The sequence below is a fragment of the Streptomyces sp. NBC_00162 genome, assembly GCF_024611995.1.
In the GTDB taxonomy this organism is placed as follows: Bacteria; Actinomycetota; Actinomycetes; order Streptomycetales; family Streptomycetaceae; genus Streptomyces.
In genome coordinates this window covers 5,635,667-5,650,415 of the sequence record NZ_CP102509.1, presented here as the reverse complement: position 1 = coordinate 5,650,415, position 14,749 = coordinate 5,635,667, and the positions used below count along the sequence as shown (strand labels likewise).

Annotated in this window: 11 protein-coding genes; 5 read left to right on the top strand and 6 right to left on the bottom strand. The window is 71.4% G+C overall.

The window, feature by feature from the left end:
- The first annotated feature begins 118 nt into the window (after positions 1–118).
- The gene (locus JIW86_RS26225; RefSeq protein WP_257556312.1) at positions 119–1,081 is read left to right on the top strand and encodes a hypothetical protein; all 963 of its coding nucleotides are present in this window, start codon (positions 119–121) and stop codon (positions 1,079–1,081) included.
- Here JIW86_RS26225 and JIW86_RS26220 read toward each other — a convergent pair.
- Both JIW86_RS26220 and JIW86_RS26215 read right to left on the bottom strand, forming a co-directional pair.
- A complete protein-coding gene (locus JIW86_RS26220) occupies positions 1,057–1,947 on the bottom strand; it encodes a pyridoxamine 5'-phosphate oxidase family protein (RefSeq protein WP_257556311.1) in 891 nt (296 codons plus the stop codon). The two genes, JIW86_RS26225 and JIW86_RS26220, sit on opposite strands and share 25 nt — an antisense overlap.
- Entirely contained in the window at positions 1,947–2,405 is a 459-nt protein-coding gene (locus tag JIW86_RS26215) for a VOC family protein (RefSeq protein ID WP_257556310.1), read from the bottom strand. Before JIW86_RS26215 ends, JIW86_RS26220 begins: the two co-directional genes overlap by 1 nt.
- Positions 2,406–2,532: 127 nt before the next feature.
- Here JIW86_RS26215 and JIW86_RS26210 point away from each other — a divergent pair, with 127 nt between their 5' ends.
- Entirely contained in the window at positions 2,533–3,096 is a 564-nt protein-coding gene (locus JIW86_RS26210; RefSeq protein WP_257556309.1) for a CGNR zinc finger domain-containing protein, read from the top strand.
- Between the two features lie 272 nt (positions 3,097–3,368).
- Complete coding sequence (locus tag JIW86_RS26205; RefSeq protein WP_257556307.1) at positions 3,369–6,695, top strand: S8 family serine peptidase; 3,327 nt, start codon at positions 3,369–3,371, stop codon at positions 6,693–6,695.
- Positions 6,696–6,784: 89 nt separating this feature from the next.
- On the opposite strand, the gene JIW86_RS26200 is transcribed toward JIW86_RS26205, so the two are convergent.
- Positions 6,785–8,272, bottom strand: coding sequence for a M28 family metallopeptidase (locus tag JIW86_RS26200; protein ID WP_257556306.1), 1,488 nt, complete (start codon positions 8,270–8,272; stop codon positions 6,785–6,787).
- A 260-nt stretch (positions 8,273–8,532) separates the two neighbouring features.
- Here JIW86_RS26200 and JIW86_RS26195 point away from each other — a divergent pair, with 260 nt between their 5' ends.
- Positions 8,533–9,561 (top strand): aspartate-semialdehyde dehydrogenase, encoded by a 1,029-nt coding sequence (locus JIW86_RS26195; RefSeq protein WP_257556305.1) that lies wholly within the window; start codon positions 8,533–8,535, stop codon positions 9,559–9,561.
- Positions 9,562–9,615: 54 nt separating this feature from the next.
- On the opposite strand, the gene JIW86_RS26190 is transcribed toward JIW86_RS26195, so the two are convergent.
- Positions 9,616–10,119 (bottom strand): DUF1203 domain-containing protein, encoded by a 504-nt coding sequence (locus tag JIW86_RS26190; protein WP_257556303.1) that lies wholly within the window; start codon positions 10,117–10,119, stop codon positions 9,616–9,618.
- 138 nt (positions 10,120–10,257) lie between these two features.
- Between JIW86_RS26190 and pepN the strand changes: the two genes are divergently transcribed.
- Positions 10,258–12,849, top strand: coding sequence for an aminopeptidase N (gene pepN, locus JIW86_RS26185; RefSeq protein WP_257556302.1), 2,592 nt, complete (start codon positions 10,258–10,260; stop codon positions 12,847–12,849).
- 27 nt (positions 12,850–12,876) lie between these two features.
- Here pepN and JIW86_RS26180 read toward each other — a convergent pair whose 3' ends face one another.
- Both JIW86_RS26180 and JIW86_RS26175 read right to left on the bottom strand, forming a co-directional pair.
- Positions 12,877–13,812, bottom strand: a complete 936-nt coding sequence (locus JIW86_RS26180) for a LysR family transcriptional regulator (protein ID WP_257556301.1) — start codon at positions 13,810–13,812, stop codon at positions 12,877–12,879.
- A 10-nt stretch (positions 13,813–13,822) separates the two neighbouring features.
- Positions 13,823–14,740, bottom strand: a complete 918-nt coding sequence (locus tag JIW86_RS26175) for a DMT family transporter (RefSeq protein WP_257556300.1) — start codon at positions 14,738–14,740, stop codon at positions 13,823–13,825.
- Positions 14,741–14,749: the final 9 nt, after the last annotated feature.

Here is a 14,749-nt window from a genome sequence, read left to right as displayed (position 1 = left end):
TCAGCGGCGCACCCCATCGGCAGTCGAACGCCCGTACTTTAGCCCCGGCTTGTCCCGATTTGCCGACGGGCGTGTAACAGGGGTTAGCGAGGCCATGGCCTGAGGGAATCACCGCGTCATGAACCACAACGCACCCCTCCCCCTCGCCCACCTCACCGGCACCCGCCCCCGCGTGCTGACCCTGGCCCAGCTGCGCGAGCACGGCATCACCGCCTCCGACGCCGCCGAGCGGCCCTGGCAGCAGATCCTGCCCGGGGTGTTCCTGCTCCACTCGGGGCCCGCGACCAGCGAGGAGCGGCTGCACGCCGCGCTGCTGTACGCGGGCCGCCGCGGCAGCGGCGAGGCCATGATCACCGGGCTGGCGGCGCTCGCGCTGTACCGGTTCAGCTCCGCGCCCGCGCTGCTCGTCCTCTCCCACATCGACGTACTGGTGCCCGGGACCCGGCGGCTGCGCTCCACCGGCGACGTCCGCATCGTCCGCTCGCACACCCCGCCGCGTTCCCAGGAGGTGACCGGCCTGCCGGTGGCGCCCGTCGCGCGGGCCGTGGCCGACGCCGTCGCCCAGCTCTCCGACGCCGGCACCGTACGCCGCCTGCTCAGCGAGGCGGTCCGCGCCGGGCACTGCGAACCTGCCGCCGTCGTACGGGAGCTGACGGTGGCCCGGCTGCTGAACCGCCCGCACGTGGTCGACGCCGTCGAATCGCTGCTCGCCGAGGGCCGCGCCTTGGCCGAGGACCGGCTCTACCACCTCGTACGGGGCCACGACCTCCCCGAGCCCGTCTGGAACGTGGACCTGCGCCTGCCCGGCGGCCCCCACCTCGGCGGGGTCGACGCGTTCTGGCCCGAGCACTCCGTCGCCCTGGAGATCGACACCCGCGCCCCGCGCCAGGGCGAGGACGAGCAGTGGTCCGAGTGCGTCCGCAAGCGGGAGACCCTGGAGCGGCTCGGGGTGACCGTCATCCACATCACCCCGCGCAAGCTCCGCGACTGGCCCGAGCAGCAGGCCGCGGTCATCAGGACCGCCCTGACGGCGTCCGGCGACCGCGAACCCGCCTCCTATCTGGTGGTGCTCCCCAGGTGAGGCGAGTACTCCGGGGCGCTCCACCGCAGCCGCCCCGGATGCAGACTCTCCACCACCGACTCCACGTGGAAGCGGACACGCCGCTCCCCGTCGGCCCCGAACTCGGTTTCCGCCCGGCCGCTGAGCTGGAGCAGCGCCCCGCTCTCCCAGTCGGGGAAGAGCAGTCCGGCCCGCGGATCGGCCGTCAGGTTCCCCAGGGTGAGGAACATGCCGTTGCCCGCGTAGTCCGGCCAGCTCAGCTCCCCGGGCAAGGACACCTCCACGAAGCCCGGGAGCCCGCCCCGGTGGCTGGCGTCGGCCCCGTCCGCCTCCGCCGTGGTGGCGACAAAGAAGGTGTCGGCGGCGCGGACGGCCCGCTCCTGGCCGGGGGTGAGCGCGTCCCCGCGCCGCACGACACCGGCTCCCTCGGCGGCCAGGTCCAGCGGCTGCCGCTGCTGCAGGTACTTCGGACAGTTGGCGAACACCTGCTCCGCCCGCACGGCGAACCCGCGCCCGGTCACCTCGAGGGTTCCGTTCAGCCTCATCCGGCGCCGGGTGCGCGGGTCGAGCGCGATGGTGCCGACCCGGGTGCCCGCGGTGGCCAGCGCCTCGGCGAGCGGGTCGCCCGCCGGTAGTCCGCCGGCGACCGTGATCCGGTCCGGCCCGGTGGCCCGTACGAATCCGGGCGCCCCGGTGAGCAGCGAGGCCCACATCCGCCCCGCGCCGTCGGCGGCGCCGACGACCAGGTGGGGCTGGAGGCCCAGGAAGGCCGCGGCGACGTCCCGGATGCCGGTGCCGATCGAGCGGCCGACGTGCTCGGCCAGGTCCCGTACGCCGACCCGTTCCTGCACGGCCAGCGGACCCCAGTGGTACGCACCCGTGCTCATTAGAAGAATCCGCAGGTCGGCGCCCCCGCGGTGGGGGCGGAAGCACCCTCTGCGCCGGTCGGTACGGAGATTTCCAGGCGGGTGCCGTCGGGGTCGTGGAAGAAGATGCCGCCGGAGGCCGCGCCCTCGCCGTGGGCGACGACTCCCTCGTACGCGAACTCCACGCCCAGCGACCGCAGCCGCTCCTCGTACGCCCGTACCTCCTCGATGGCGCCGGCCGAGAGCGCCAGGTGGTGCAGTCCGGCCGAGGCCGGGGCGAAGGCGCCGTCGGCCTGCTGCCACAGGGTGAGGACCAGCTCGCCGTCCTGGCCGAGGAATGCGAAGCGGCGCCCTTCCTCCTTGCCCTCGCCCAGCACCTGGAATCCGAGGGCGTCCCGGTAGAAGGCGAGCGACCGGTCCAGATCGGTGACGTTCAGGCCCACGTGGCCCGTGCGGAGCTTGCTGATGACGGTCGTCATGGCAGTACCTTCCCCAGAGGATTTTCTCTAACCTTCTATATCGAGATTAAAGGTTAGGCAGAACGGCGTCAACCGGTCACGTACTCTTGAGGGGTTAGCGGCAAGGCGGCGAGAAGGGTTCGGGGACATGACGGCGGCGGCGGACCCACGACCCCTGACCGGGGAGCCGGTCGCGCTCGACCTGCTGAACACCCGCTGGATCGGCGACGGCGAACCGCTCGACCTCTTCGCGGGAGCCGCCGGGCTGACCCGGATCGAGGGGCTCGCGGTCTGGCTGGAGAGCACCGGCCTGGCCGGCCGCTTCCGCGCGGACGCCCCGACCCTCGTCCACCTGCTGACCGCCCGCGAGGCCCTGGCACGCGCGGTGGCCGACCCGGCCCGCGAGAGCGCGCGGGCCCTGGTCGACGCGGTGCTGGAGCACGGCCGGATCCGGCCCACGCTGACCGCCGAAGGCACGGGCGAGCGGACCGAGTTCGACGACCGGACCTGGGGTCCGGCCTGGACGGCCGCCCGGAACTATCTGGAACTGCTGGACTCCGCGCCCGACCGGATCCGCAAGTGCGCCTCCGAGACCTGCGTCCTGCACTTCCACGACGTCTCGCGCAACGGCACCCGGCGCTGGTGCTCGATGGCCGCCTGCGGAAACCGGGCGAAGGCCTCTCGTCATTACGCGCGCACGCGCGAGCGCTGAAACCCCGAAAGTTGTCACACCTGATCCGGCGGCGAGCCCTGCCTCACTCCTGACGCGCCGTCGGAGAGTCTACAAATCTACTCTCCAGCCCTTTGGTTCGTCCCGGTCTGTTCTGGTACGGCCGCACTGGCGCATGCTCCGCACTGGCGAGAGTCCGCCATGGCAGGTCTCGGTCAATAACAACTCTCCCCAAAGACCTTGCTCTTGCGCAAAGCTGACCGGTCATCCGGCACCGAATTCCGGACCATTTCTTCCACTGACCAGGGATGCAGATGACCCTCGAATCCCCCAGCTCCATACCCGGGGCCAGACGGCGCGCCGCGCGCGTCGCGGCAGCGGCCGGCCTGGTCGCCGCGCTCGCGGCCACCGGCTCCGTACCCGTCTTCGCGGCCACCGGCACCGACAACCCGGGTGCCAAGGCGGCCGTGAAGTCCGCCGACCAGAAGCTCGGTTCGGCCGACGCAGAGCTGCTCCAGGCGGCCAAGACCAAGGGTGACGCGACCGTCACCGTCATGGTCGCGACCGCCCCCGGCGAGACCAAGCAGGTGGCCGACCAGCTCGACGCCGTCCAGGGCGCCTCGGTGGGCCGGACGTACGACAAGCTCGGCTACGTCCGCGCCACCCTGCCCACCGGCAAGGCGGAGGCCGCGCTGAAGGCGGCCGCCAAGCTGTCCTCGGTGCACGGCATCGACCTGCGGCACGAGATCCAGCTGCCGGACCCGCGCCCCGACGCCCACAGCGAATCGGGTGCGGCCAAGAAGACCGCGGCCGAGACGTACGCGGCGCCGGACAAGAACACCCCGGCGAAGAACCCGTACAACCCGTCCTTCGAGACCGGCGCGGTGGACTTCGTCGCGAAGAACCCGCAGGCCGACGGCCGTGGCGTGACCATCGGCATCATGGACTCGGGCGTCGACCTCGGCCACCCGGCCCTGCAGAAGACCACCACCGGCGAGCGCAAGATCGTCGACTGGGTGACGGCGACCGACCCGATCACCGACGGCGACGCCACCTGGCGCGCCCAGATCACCCCGGTCACCGCCGCCGGCGGCAGCTTCACCGCGGGCGGGGCGAGCTGGAAGGCCCCCGAGGGCAGCTTCCAGTGGAGCCGTTTCAGCGAGTCGATCACCGCCAACGGTGACGCGAAGGGCGACGTCAACCGCGACGGGGACACCACCGACCGGTTCGGCATGCTCTACGACGTCGCCGCCGGCACCGTCCGCGTCGACACCGACCAGGACAACGACTTCACGAACAACGAGCCGATGAAGCCGTACAAGGACGGCTACCAGATCGGCTACTTCGGCACGGACAACCCGGCGACCGACGTCGCCGAGCGCATCCCGTTCGTGATCGAGATCCGCAAGGACGTCCCGATGGACCCGCTGGGTGGTGACTGGGTCGGCAAGAAGGCCGACTTCGTCAACATCGGCATCATCGAGTCCGAGCACGGCACGCACGTCGCCGGCATCACCGCCGCCAACAGCCTCTTCGGCGGCAAGATGAACGGCGAGGCGCCCGGCGCGAAGCTCGTCTCCTCGCGCGCCTGCTCCTGGTCCGGCGGCTGCACCAACATCGCGCTGACCGAGGGCATGATCGACCTCGTCGTGAACCGCGGCGTCGACATCGTCAACATGTCGATCGGTGGCCTCCCGGCGCTGAACGACGGCAACAACGCGCGTTCCGAGCTCTACAAGAACCTCATCGACACCTACGGTGTCCAGCTCGTCATCTCGGCGGGCAACGAAGGTCCCGGCGTCAACACCATCGGCGACCCCGGTCTCGCGGACAAGGTCATCTCCGTGGGTGCCGCGGTCTCCAAGGAGACCTGGGCCGCCAACTACGGCTCCGGCGTGGCCAAGAAGTACAACATGTTCCCCTTCTCCTCGCGCGGTCCGCGTGAGGACGGCGGGTTCACGCCGACCATCACCGCCCCCGGCGCATCCATCAACACCATCCAGACCTGGCTGCCCGGCGCCCCGGTGAAGGAGGCCGGCTACAACCTCCCGGCCGGTTACGGCATGCTCCAGGGCACCTCGATGTCCTCGCCGCAGGCGGCGGGCGCCAGCGCCCTGCTGATCTCGGCCGCCAAGCAGCAGAACATCAAGCTGACCCCGGCGGGCCTGCGCGTGGCGCTCACCAGCACCGCGAAGAAGATCGACGACGTCCCGGCGCACGCCCAGGGCTCCGGCCTGATCAACGTCGTCGACGCGTGGGAGTCCATCCAGCGCGACGCGAAGGCCAACGAGTTCACCGTCCAGGCGCCGGTCGACACCGCGATCGACCAGTTCCTGAAGACCCCGGGCTCCGGCACCGGCCTCTACGACCGCGAGGGCGGCCTCAAGGTCGGCCAGAAGAAGGTCTACAACGTCGTCGTCACCCGCACCACGGGCGTCAAGTACGGCACCCGGCACAACCTGAGCTGGCGCAACAACGACGGCACCTTCAAGGTCATCGGCGGCTACGACTACGTCACCCTGCCGCTGAACAAGCCCGTCACCATCAAGGTCGAGGCCAACGCCAAGTCGGGCGGCGTCCACAGCGGCATCCTGCAGCTGGACGACGAGACCACCGAGGGCATCGACAAGCAGATCCTGACCACGGTCGTCGCCGCCACCCCGCTGGCGAAGCCGTCGTTCACGCTGTCGGACACCTCCTCCGTGCAGCGCAACAGCCACAAGTCGTACTTCGTGACCGTCCCGGCGGGCGCCAAGACCCTCGAGGTCGCCCTCGGCGGTCTCGCGGCGGGCAGCCAGACGCGCTTCATCTCGATCCACCCGTACGGTGTGGGCGTCGAGGACAGCGCCACGACCCAGTGCTACCCGAACTACGACAACCCGGCGAACACCTGCCGCCCCGACCTGCGCTCGTACGCCGACCCGCAGCCGGGCGTCTGGGAGATCGAGGTCGAGTCGCGCCGTACGTCGCCGCTGCTCGACAACCCGTTCAAGCTGGACGTCTCCGTGCTCGGCGCGGCCTTCGACCCCGCGGTCAAGGTCCTGCCCGAGGTGAAGCAGGGCACCCCCGCCCCGGTCCAGTGGTCCGTCAAGAACGACGCCGCGGCCATCTCCGGCGGCAAGCTCCAGGGCGGCCCGCTCGGCTCCGCGAAGGTCGCCAAGCCGACCATCGCCGCCGGTGAGACCCAGACCACCGAGGTCACGATCGGCGAGGGCGTCTCCCGCCTCGACATCGCGATCGGCAAGGTGTCCGACACCGCCGCCGACCTCGACCTGGACGTCTTCAAGGACGGCGTCAAGGTCGGCTCCTCCGCCGACGGCGACTCCGAGGAGGCCGTGAGCCTGGTCAACCCGGCCGCGGGCACCTACACCATCCAGGTGTTCGGCTACGCGATCCCGTCCGGCTCCACCGCGTACGACTACCGCGACGTGTACTTCTCGACCGCCCTGGGCTCCGTCCAGGTCGACGAGACCACCGCGGTGAACCTCGCCAACGGCGCCACCGCGCAGGTCTCGGCGAACGTCCTGGTCAGCAGCGCGGCCCCCGAGGGCCGTCAGTTCTTCGGCCAGGTCCGGCTGCTCAACGCCCGCGGTACCGCCGCCGGCACCGGCAGTGTGCAGATCGAGAAGGTCCTCCCGTAACGCACGTGACCCGCGTGACCCGCGTGACGGTGTGACCGCATGAAGAAGGGGCCGGTGCTCGATTCGAGCACCGGCCCCTTCGCGCTGCCTCAGCCCTTCAGCGAGCTCAGGTCCTGGGCGTACGTGCCCACCGCGTGGGCGATGACGTCCAGGTTGGTGTCGAAGACCCTGAGGTCCAGGTTCTTCAGGTCGTCGCCCGCCCCGTGGTAGTTCGGGTCGTACGGGGCCCCGGCCGTGCCGCCGTACCGCGCGGCCTGCTCGGCGGTCTTGATGCCCTCGGCGCCGGTGAAGGTGCCGCCCGCCGGGATCCCGTTCGCGATGAACGGGCCGTAGTCGGAACGGCCGTCGAAGTCGCTGCCCTCGTGCGGCTTGCCCTTCTTGTCGAGGAAGCCGTTGATCAGCGCCTCGATCTGCGCCGAGCCGGCCGGGCCCGCGCCCGCTCCGGTCTTGTCCGAGTCATCGCCGTCGTAGACGAACTGCGCCGGGTTCGGCGAGGCGATCATGTCGAAGTTGAGGTAGAGCGCGATGTCCTTCTTCTGCTTCTCGGACAGCTGCGCCACGTAGTGCTCCGAGCCGAGCAGGCCCAGTTCCTCCGCCGACCACCAGGCGAAGCGGACCTTGTTGGCGGGCTGCTTGCCCTTGCCCTTGTTGTTGGCGCCCTCGTCGGCCAGCCGGAGGGCGACCTCCAGCAGACCGGCCGAGCCGGAGCCGTTGTCGTTGATGCCCGGGCCCTCGGCGACCGAGTCCAGGTGGGCGCCGACCGTGACGACGCGGTCTGCGCGGCCCCCGCGGGTCTCGGCGATCACGTTGCGGGTGGTCTTCTTCACGTGCTCCTGGTCCAGGTCCAGGCGCACCCGCACCTCGCCCTGGCCGGCGGCCGCGGTCAGCGCCTCGCCGTCGGCGAGCGTGATGCCCGCGCTCGGGATGACCCCCTCGGCGGGCGAGGAGAACCCGCCGCGCACCGGCGTGGTGCCGCTGTGGTTGTAGACGATGACGCCGAGCGCACCGGCTGCCGCGGCGGCCTTCTGCTTCTCCACGAAGGTGCAGGCCCCGCGCTTGACCAGGGCGATCTTGCCCGTGAAGGCCCCGGCCGGGTAGTCGTCCGCGGTGCAGCCGGGGGTCTCGTCGACCCGTGCGAGGGCGAGCGGCGCGCTCAGGCCGCCCGCGGGGGTGGACGGGGTGAAGGTGAAGGCGGCGGTGGCCAGCTCGCGGCCCTCCGTACCCAGCACCGTGGTCTTCTCCGTCTTCGTGTGCGCCTGGTAGATGTCGAAGTCCTGGTACGAGACCTGGTACCCGGCCTTCTTCAGGGTGTCGTGCACATACGCGGCGGAGGCCGCGTGGCCGGGCGTGCCGGTGGCGCGGTTGCCGCCGTTGGCGTCGGCGATCTGCTGGAACTTCGCCAGGTGGCGGTAGGCGCCGCGGGCGGTGACCTCCTCCACCAGTTCCTTGGCGAGCCTGCCCTCGCGCGGGTGGGCCTGCGCCGGAGTGGCGGCGAGCAGGACGGGTGCGGCGGCGACGGCGGCCGCGAGTGCGGCGAGGGCCGGTATGGACCGGCGGCGGTGGCGGATGGCGCCCACGGTTGTTCTCCCCGAGTCAGGTGTTTCGGTCAGCGGACACCGGATCCGGATTACGGACCCGACAGAACGGAAGCTAACCGGCTGTGACCTGCCAAAACGATGTTTGATGGGTGCCGCAACAGGCCCGCCACACACTCGTCACGGGGGTTCACATTCAGGACACCGTCCGTTCCTCGGACAATGGATTGGACAAGGCTCGTGGGGTCGAACGCATGATGGCCTCACGCGCGCCCGCGTCGTAGGTACCAGAAGGAGTCACCGTGAGGGTCGGAATCGTCGGAGCCACCGGACAGGTCGGCGGAGTCATGCGCGGCATCCTCGCCGAGCGGAAGTTCCCGGTGGACGAGCTGCGGCTGTTCGCCTCGGCCCGTTCGGCCGGCTCGACCCTGGTGTGGGAGGGCCGGGAGATCACCATCGAGGACGCCTCCACGGCCGACTACTCGGGCCTGGACATCGTGCTGTTCTCCGCGGGCGGCGCCACCTCCAAGGCCCTCGCCGAGAAGGTCGCCTCGCAGGGCGCCGTCGTGATCGACAACTCCTCCGCCTGGCGCAAGGACCCCGCGGTCCCCCTCGTCGTCTCCGAGGTCAACCCGCACGCGATCAAGAACCGCCCCAAGGGCATCATCGCGAACCCGAACTGCACCACCATGGCCGCGATGCCGGTGCTGCGGGTGCTGCACGACGAGGCGGGCCTGAACGCGCTGATCGCCACCACCTACCAGGCCGTTTCCGGCTCCGGTGTGGCCGGCGTCGCCGAGCTCGACGGCCAGGTCAAGGCCGTGGCCCCGCGCGCAGCGGAGCTGGCCCACGACGGCGAGGCCGTCGAGTTCCCGGAGCCCGCGGTCTACAAGCGGCCCATCGCCTTCAACGTCGTCCCGCTCGCCGGCTCGATCGTGGACGACGGCTCTTTCGAGACCGACGAGGAGCAGAAGCTCCGCAACGAGTCCCGCAAGATCCTGGAGATCCCGGAGCTCAAGGTCTCCGGCACCTGCGTGCGCGTGCCGGTCTTCTCCGGCCACTCCCTCCAGGTCAACGCCCGCTTCGACCGCCCGATCAGCGTCGAGCGCGCGTACGAGCTGCTGAAGGACGCCCCGGGCGTCGAGCTGTCCGAGATCCCGACCCCACTCCAGGCCGCCGGCAAGGACGCCTCGTACGTGGGCCGCATCCGCGTCGACGAGACCGTCGAGAACGGCCTCTCGCTCTTCGTCTCGAACGACAACCTCCGCAAGGGCGCGGCCCTGAACGCGGTCCAGATCGCCGAGCTCGTGGCCGAGGAGCTGCGCGGCTGATCCCGCTCGCACGGCTGAGGGGCGGCGCCGTCAGGGCGCCGCCCCTCTCCCCTGTCAGGGCCTGCGCACCTCGAACTGGAAGCAGCCGAACTCGGCGGCCCTGACGTGCACTAGCGCGACCTGCGGATCGCCGAAGGCCTCGTCCAGGGCCTGCCCGAGCACGGCTTCGGGGTCATCGCCGAGGTCGAGCACCCGCCCGCCGAGTATGTGCCCGCGGGCGCTGTACCGGCGGGCGGTGCGCTGCAGGCCCGGCCGGGTGAAGGGGTACGACTCCGCGCCACCGGCGGGCCCGCCGCAGTCCTCGGCATGGACGAAGACCGGCCCCTGCTCGTCGTACGCACCCGGCTCCGCCCCGGTGGCGGCGGCCCAGCGGCGCAGCGGTGCGTACGAGACGAGCACGATCCGCTCACCGGCCGCGCTCGGCCGCAGGCAGCACCTCAGCGGCGCGCCGCCCTCGTCGTCGGTGTACGGGACGGGCTCCCGCCCCGCGTCGTCACGTACGCGGAGCTCTTTGAGCGCCGCCTCCTCGATGGGCCTCGCCCAGTACCTGATGCTCATGCCCACCAGCGTCGCGCCGCCGCCCGCCGCCGTCTGGCAGGTTTCCGACCTCGCGTTCGCCCGTGGATTACTCCGGCACGGTGACCCGGCCCTCGTGGAAGGATGGCGGGCAACGTAACCATCGAAGGAGATGACCGCGTGCCAGGCACGAATCTCACCCGTGAAGAGGCTCAGCAGCGGGCAAAGCTGCTGACCGTCGACTCCTACGAGATCGAACTCGATCTCAGCGGCGCGCAGGAGGGCGGTACGTACCCCTCCGTGACCACCGTGCGCTTCCAGTCGGCCGAGGCCGGGGCCGAGACCTTCATCGACCTGGTCGCCCCGGCCGTGCACGAGGTCGTCCTGAACGGCAAGTCGCTGGACGTCGCCGCCGTCTTCCGGGACTCGCGCATCGCCCTGGAGCACCTGGCGGCCGGGGCCAACGAGCTCCGGGTCGTCGCGGACTGCGCGTACACCAACACCGGCGAGGGCCTGCACCGCTTCGTCGACCCGGTCGACCAGCAGGCCTACCTGTACACCCAGTTCGAGGTGCCGGACGCGCGGCGGGTCTTCGCCAGCTTCGAGCAGCCCGACCTGAAGGCCACGTTCCAGTTCACCGTGACGGCCCCCGAGGGCTGGACGGTCATCTCGAACTCGGTGACGCCGGAGGCCGCGGACGTCAAGGACAACGTGTGGGTCTTCGAGCCGACCCCGCGCATCTCCTCGTACATCACCGCGCTGATCGTCGGCCCGTACCACTCGGTGCACAGCTCCTACGAGGGCCCGGACGGGCAGTCCGTGCCGCTCGGCATCTACTGCCGGCCCTCGCTCGCCGAGTTCCTCGACGCGGACGCGATCTTCGAGGTGACCCGGCAGGGCTTCGACTGGTTCCAGGAGAAGTTCGCCTACGCCTACCCGTTCACCAAGTACGACCAGCTCTTCGTCCCGGAGTTCAACGCCGGCGCCATGGAGAACGCGGGCGCCGTCACCTTCCGCGACCAGTACGTCTTCCGCTCGAAGGTGACGGACGCCGCCTACCAGGTGCGCGCGGAGACGATCCTGCACGAGCTCGCCCACATGTGGTTCGGCGACCTCGTCACCATGGAGTGGTGGAACGACCTGTGGCTGAACGAGTCGTTCGCCACCTACACCTCGATCGCCTGCCAGGCCTACGCCGAGGGCTCGAAGTGGCCGCACGCGTGGACCACCTTCGCCAACTCCACGAAGACCTGGGCGTACCGGCAGGACCAGCTGCCGTCCACGCACCCGATCATGGCGGACATCCGTGACCTGGACGACGTCCTGGTCAACTTCGACGGCATCACGTACGCCAAGGGCGCCTCGGTGCTCAAGCAGCTCGTGGCCTACGTCGGCATGGACGAGTTCTTCAAGGGCGTGCAGGCGTACTTCAAGGCGCACGCGTTCGGGAACACGCGCCTGTCCGACCTGCTGGGCGCCCTGGAGGAGACCTCGGGCCGCGACCTGACCGCCTGGTCGAAGGCGTGGCTGGAGACCGCGGGCATCAACATCCTGCGCCCGGAGATCGAGACGGACGCGAACGGTGCGATCACCGCCTTCGCGATCCGCCAGGAGGCCCCGGCGCTCCCGGCGGGCGCCAAGGGCGAGCCGGTACTGCGCCCGCACCGCATCGCGGTGGGCCTGTACGAGCTCCAGGACGGCCGCCTCGTGCGCACCGACCGGATCGAGCTGGACATCGACGGCGCGCTGACGGCGGTGCCGGAGCTGGTGGGCCGCGCCCGCCCGGCCGTCGTGCTGCTGAACGACGACGACCTGTCGTACGCGAAGGTCCGCCTGGACGAGGTCTCGCTGGGATGCGTGACCGCGCACCTGGGCGACTTCACCGAGTCCCTGCCGCGCGCGCTGTGCTGGGCCTCGGCCTGGGACATGACCCGGGACGGCGAGCTGGCCACCCGTGACTACCTCGCGCTGGTGCTCTCCGGCATCGGCAAGGAGTCCGACATCGGCGTCGTCCAGACGCTGCAGCGTCAGGCGAAGCTGGCCGTCGACCTGTACGCCGACCCGGCGTGGCGCGAGGAGGGCCTGGCGATCTGGACCGAGGCCGCGCTGGAGCACCTGCGTGCGGCCGAGCCGGGCAGCGACCACCAGCTGGCGTGGGCACGTACGTTCGCGGACACCGCCCGTACCGAGGGTCAGCTGACGTACCTGTCGGCGCTGCTGGACGGCGCGGCCGTGCTCGAGGGCCTGGCCGTCGACACGGAGCTGCGCTGGACGTTCCTGGAGCGCCTGGTCGCGACGGGTGTCTCCGGCGAGCCGGCCATCGCGGCCGAGCTGGAGCGGGACTCCACGGCGGCGGGCGAGCGCCACGCTGCGACCTGCCGGGCGGCGCGCCCGACGGCGGAGGCCAAGGCCGGGGCGTGGGCCTCGGTGGTGGAGGCCGATGACCTGCCGAACGCGGTGCAGGAGGCGGTGATCGCCGGCTTCGTGCAGACCGACCAGCGCGAGCTGCTCGCCCCGTACACCGAGAAGTACTTCGCGGCGGTCAAGCAGGTCTGGGACACCCGCAGCCACGAGATCGCCCAGCAGATCGCGCTCGGCCTGTACCCGGCGCTCGCGGTCTCCCCGGAGACCCTGGCCGCGACGGACGCCTGGCTGGCCTCGGCCGAGCCGAACGCGGCCCTGCGCCGGCTGGTCTCGGAGTCCCGCGCGGGCGTCGAACGCGCCTTGCGGGCCCAGGCAGCCGACGCCGCTTCCGCTGCCGCTCGGGTCTAAGCCGCCTCAGTCGCCGGCGGGGCAATTTCAGCCCCGCCGGCGTTTGAGGCGCGGGGTCTGGGGCGGAGCCCCAGCAGCGGCGGCGCGCAGGGCCGTCAGGGCGTGGGACACCGCCGGCGCGGACTCCGCGCCACGGCGGACCGCCGCGATGACGTGCCGCGTCGGGCGGTCGTGGGTGAGGACCCGGACCGCCACGCCCGAGGCGCGGCTCGACACCATGCGGGGTACGAGGGCCACGCCCATGCCGGCCTCCACCATGGCCAGGATCGCGGTCCAGCCGGACGCCGAGTGCGCCTGCTCCGGGACGAAGCCCGCCGCCTCGCACGCGCCCACGGCGATCTCCGACCAGGGGCCGCTGCCCCCGTAGATCCACGGGTCTCCGGACAGGTCCGCCAGCCTCAGGTCCGGCGCGGCCGCCAGCGGATGCCCCGGCGGGAGGGCCACGTCCAGCGGGTCCTCCATCAGCGTCACCCGGGTGAACCGGGGATCGCGCGCGGTCGGCGCATGGGCCGCCAGTGAGAGCGCCAGGTCCACGCCGCCGGCCGACAGGAGCTCGTACGACTCCGCCGCCTCCGTCTCCCGGATCCGGACCTCCACCCCCGGGTGGGACCGCCGCAGCGCCGCCACCGCCGGGACCACGAGCGCCGGCACGGCGGTGGAGAAGGCGCCGATCCGCACCTCCCCCGCGTCCCCGGCGAGATACCCGGCCAGCTCCGCGTCGGCCCGCTCCAGCTCCGCGAACACCGCCTCCGCGTGCCGCAGTACGAGGTGCGCCGCGTCGGTGAGCCGGACCCGGCGGCCCTGGGCCTCCAGCAGCGCCACCCCGAGCTGCCGCGCGAGGTTCGTCAGCTGCTGCGAAACGGCCGAGGGCGTCATGTGCAGCGCCTCGGCCGTCGCGGTCACGGTCCCCTGTTCGGCGAGGGTCCGCAGGATCCGCAGCTTCTTGATGTCCCACTCGGTCATGGGGCCGAACCTACCGCCGTGCTCCCAGTGCCACGCCGCCCAGGATCAGCGCCATGCAGAGCAGTTGGGTCGGGCCGGTCTGCTCGCCCAGCAGCAGGAAGCCGAGGCCCGCCACGCACACCGGCTGGAGGTAGTAGACGACTCCGGCGCGGGCCGCCCCGATGACCGAGATCGCCTTGTTCCAGGCGAAGAAGGCGACGGCCGAGGAGAACACCCCGACGTACAGCAGCGGTCCGGCCGTTCCGGCGGTGACCTCGAAGCCGCCCTGCACGGAGACGGAGATCGCGTAGGCGGGGGCCAGCATCAGCGCGCCGAGCACGAAGGTGGTGATCAGGAAGGCCAGGCCGCCCAGTTCGGCGGGCTTGCGCTTGAGCAGGGCGCTGTAGCTGGCGAAGGACAGGGCCGCGCCGAACATCCACAGGTCGCCGGCGCCGAAGTCGAAGCCGAGGGAGCCGTCGCCGACGAGCAGCAGCACCCCGAAGGCGGCCAGCAGCAGCCCGAAGGTGCGCCGGGCGCCGAGCCGTTCGCCGCCGAGCCGGGCGTAGAGCGCCATGACGACGGGCGAAGCGGCCATGATCATGCCCATGTTGGAGGCGGATGTGGTCAGTCCGGCCTGGTGCACGAGGGTGTTGTAGAGGGTGACGCCGAACAGCGTGGCGAGGGCGACGAAGCCGAGGTGCGCCCGGATCAGGGCCCGCTGCTGCCAGGCCTGGCGGGCGGCGAAGGGGGCCACCGCGAGGGTGGCGATGATCCAGCGCCAGAAGACGGCCTGGACGGGCGGGACGCTGTCGGCCATGTCCCGGGTGGCGACGAAGCTGCCGGACCAGACGACCGTCGCGAGCAGGGCGAGGAGTACGCCGAGTCCGGCGGCCCCCTTCTTTCCCGTGGCTGTGGGCTTGCCGTGCGAAGCGGTACGGACGCGGTCCATGACGGCCAC

Bases quoted from the DNA above. Each gene is read 5' to 3' on its own strand.
- JIW86_RS26225 (WP_257556312.1), top strand. From the start codon at position 119: ATGAACCACAACGCACCCCTCCCCCTCGCCCACCTCACCGGCACCCGC.
- JIW86_RS26220 (WP_257556311.1), bottom strand. From the start codon at position 1,947: ATGAGCACGGGTGCGTACCACTGGGGTCCGCTGGCCGTGCAGGAACGG.
- JIW86_RS26215 (WP_257556310.1), bottom strand. From the start codon at position 2,405: ATGACGACCGTCATCAGCAAGCTCCGCACGGGCCACGTGGGCCTGAAC.
- JIW86_RS26210 (WP_257556309.1), top strand. From the start codon at position 2,533: ATGACGGCGGCGGCGGACCCACGACCCCTGACCGGGGAGCCGGTCGCG.
- JIW86_RS26205 (WP_257556307.1), top strand. From the start codon at position 3,369: ATGACCCTCGAATCCCCCAGCTCCATACCCGGGGCCAGACGGCGCGCC.
- JIW86_RS26190 (WP_257556303.1), bottom strand. From the start codon at position 10,119: ATGAGCATCAGGTACTGGGCGAGGCCCATCGAGGAGGCGGCGCTCAAA.
- JIW86_RS26180 (WP_257556301.1), bottom strand. From the start codon at position 13,812: ATGACCGAGTGGGACATCAAGAAGCTGCGGATCCTGCGGACCCTCGCC.
- JIW86_RS26175 (WP_257556300.1), bottom strand. From the start codon at position 14,740: ATGGACCGCGTCCGTACCGCTTCGCACGGCAAGCCCACAGCCACGGGA.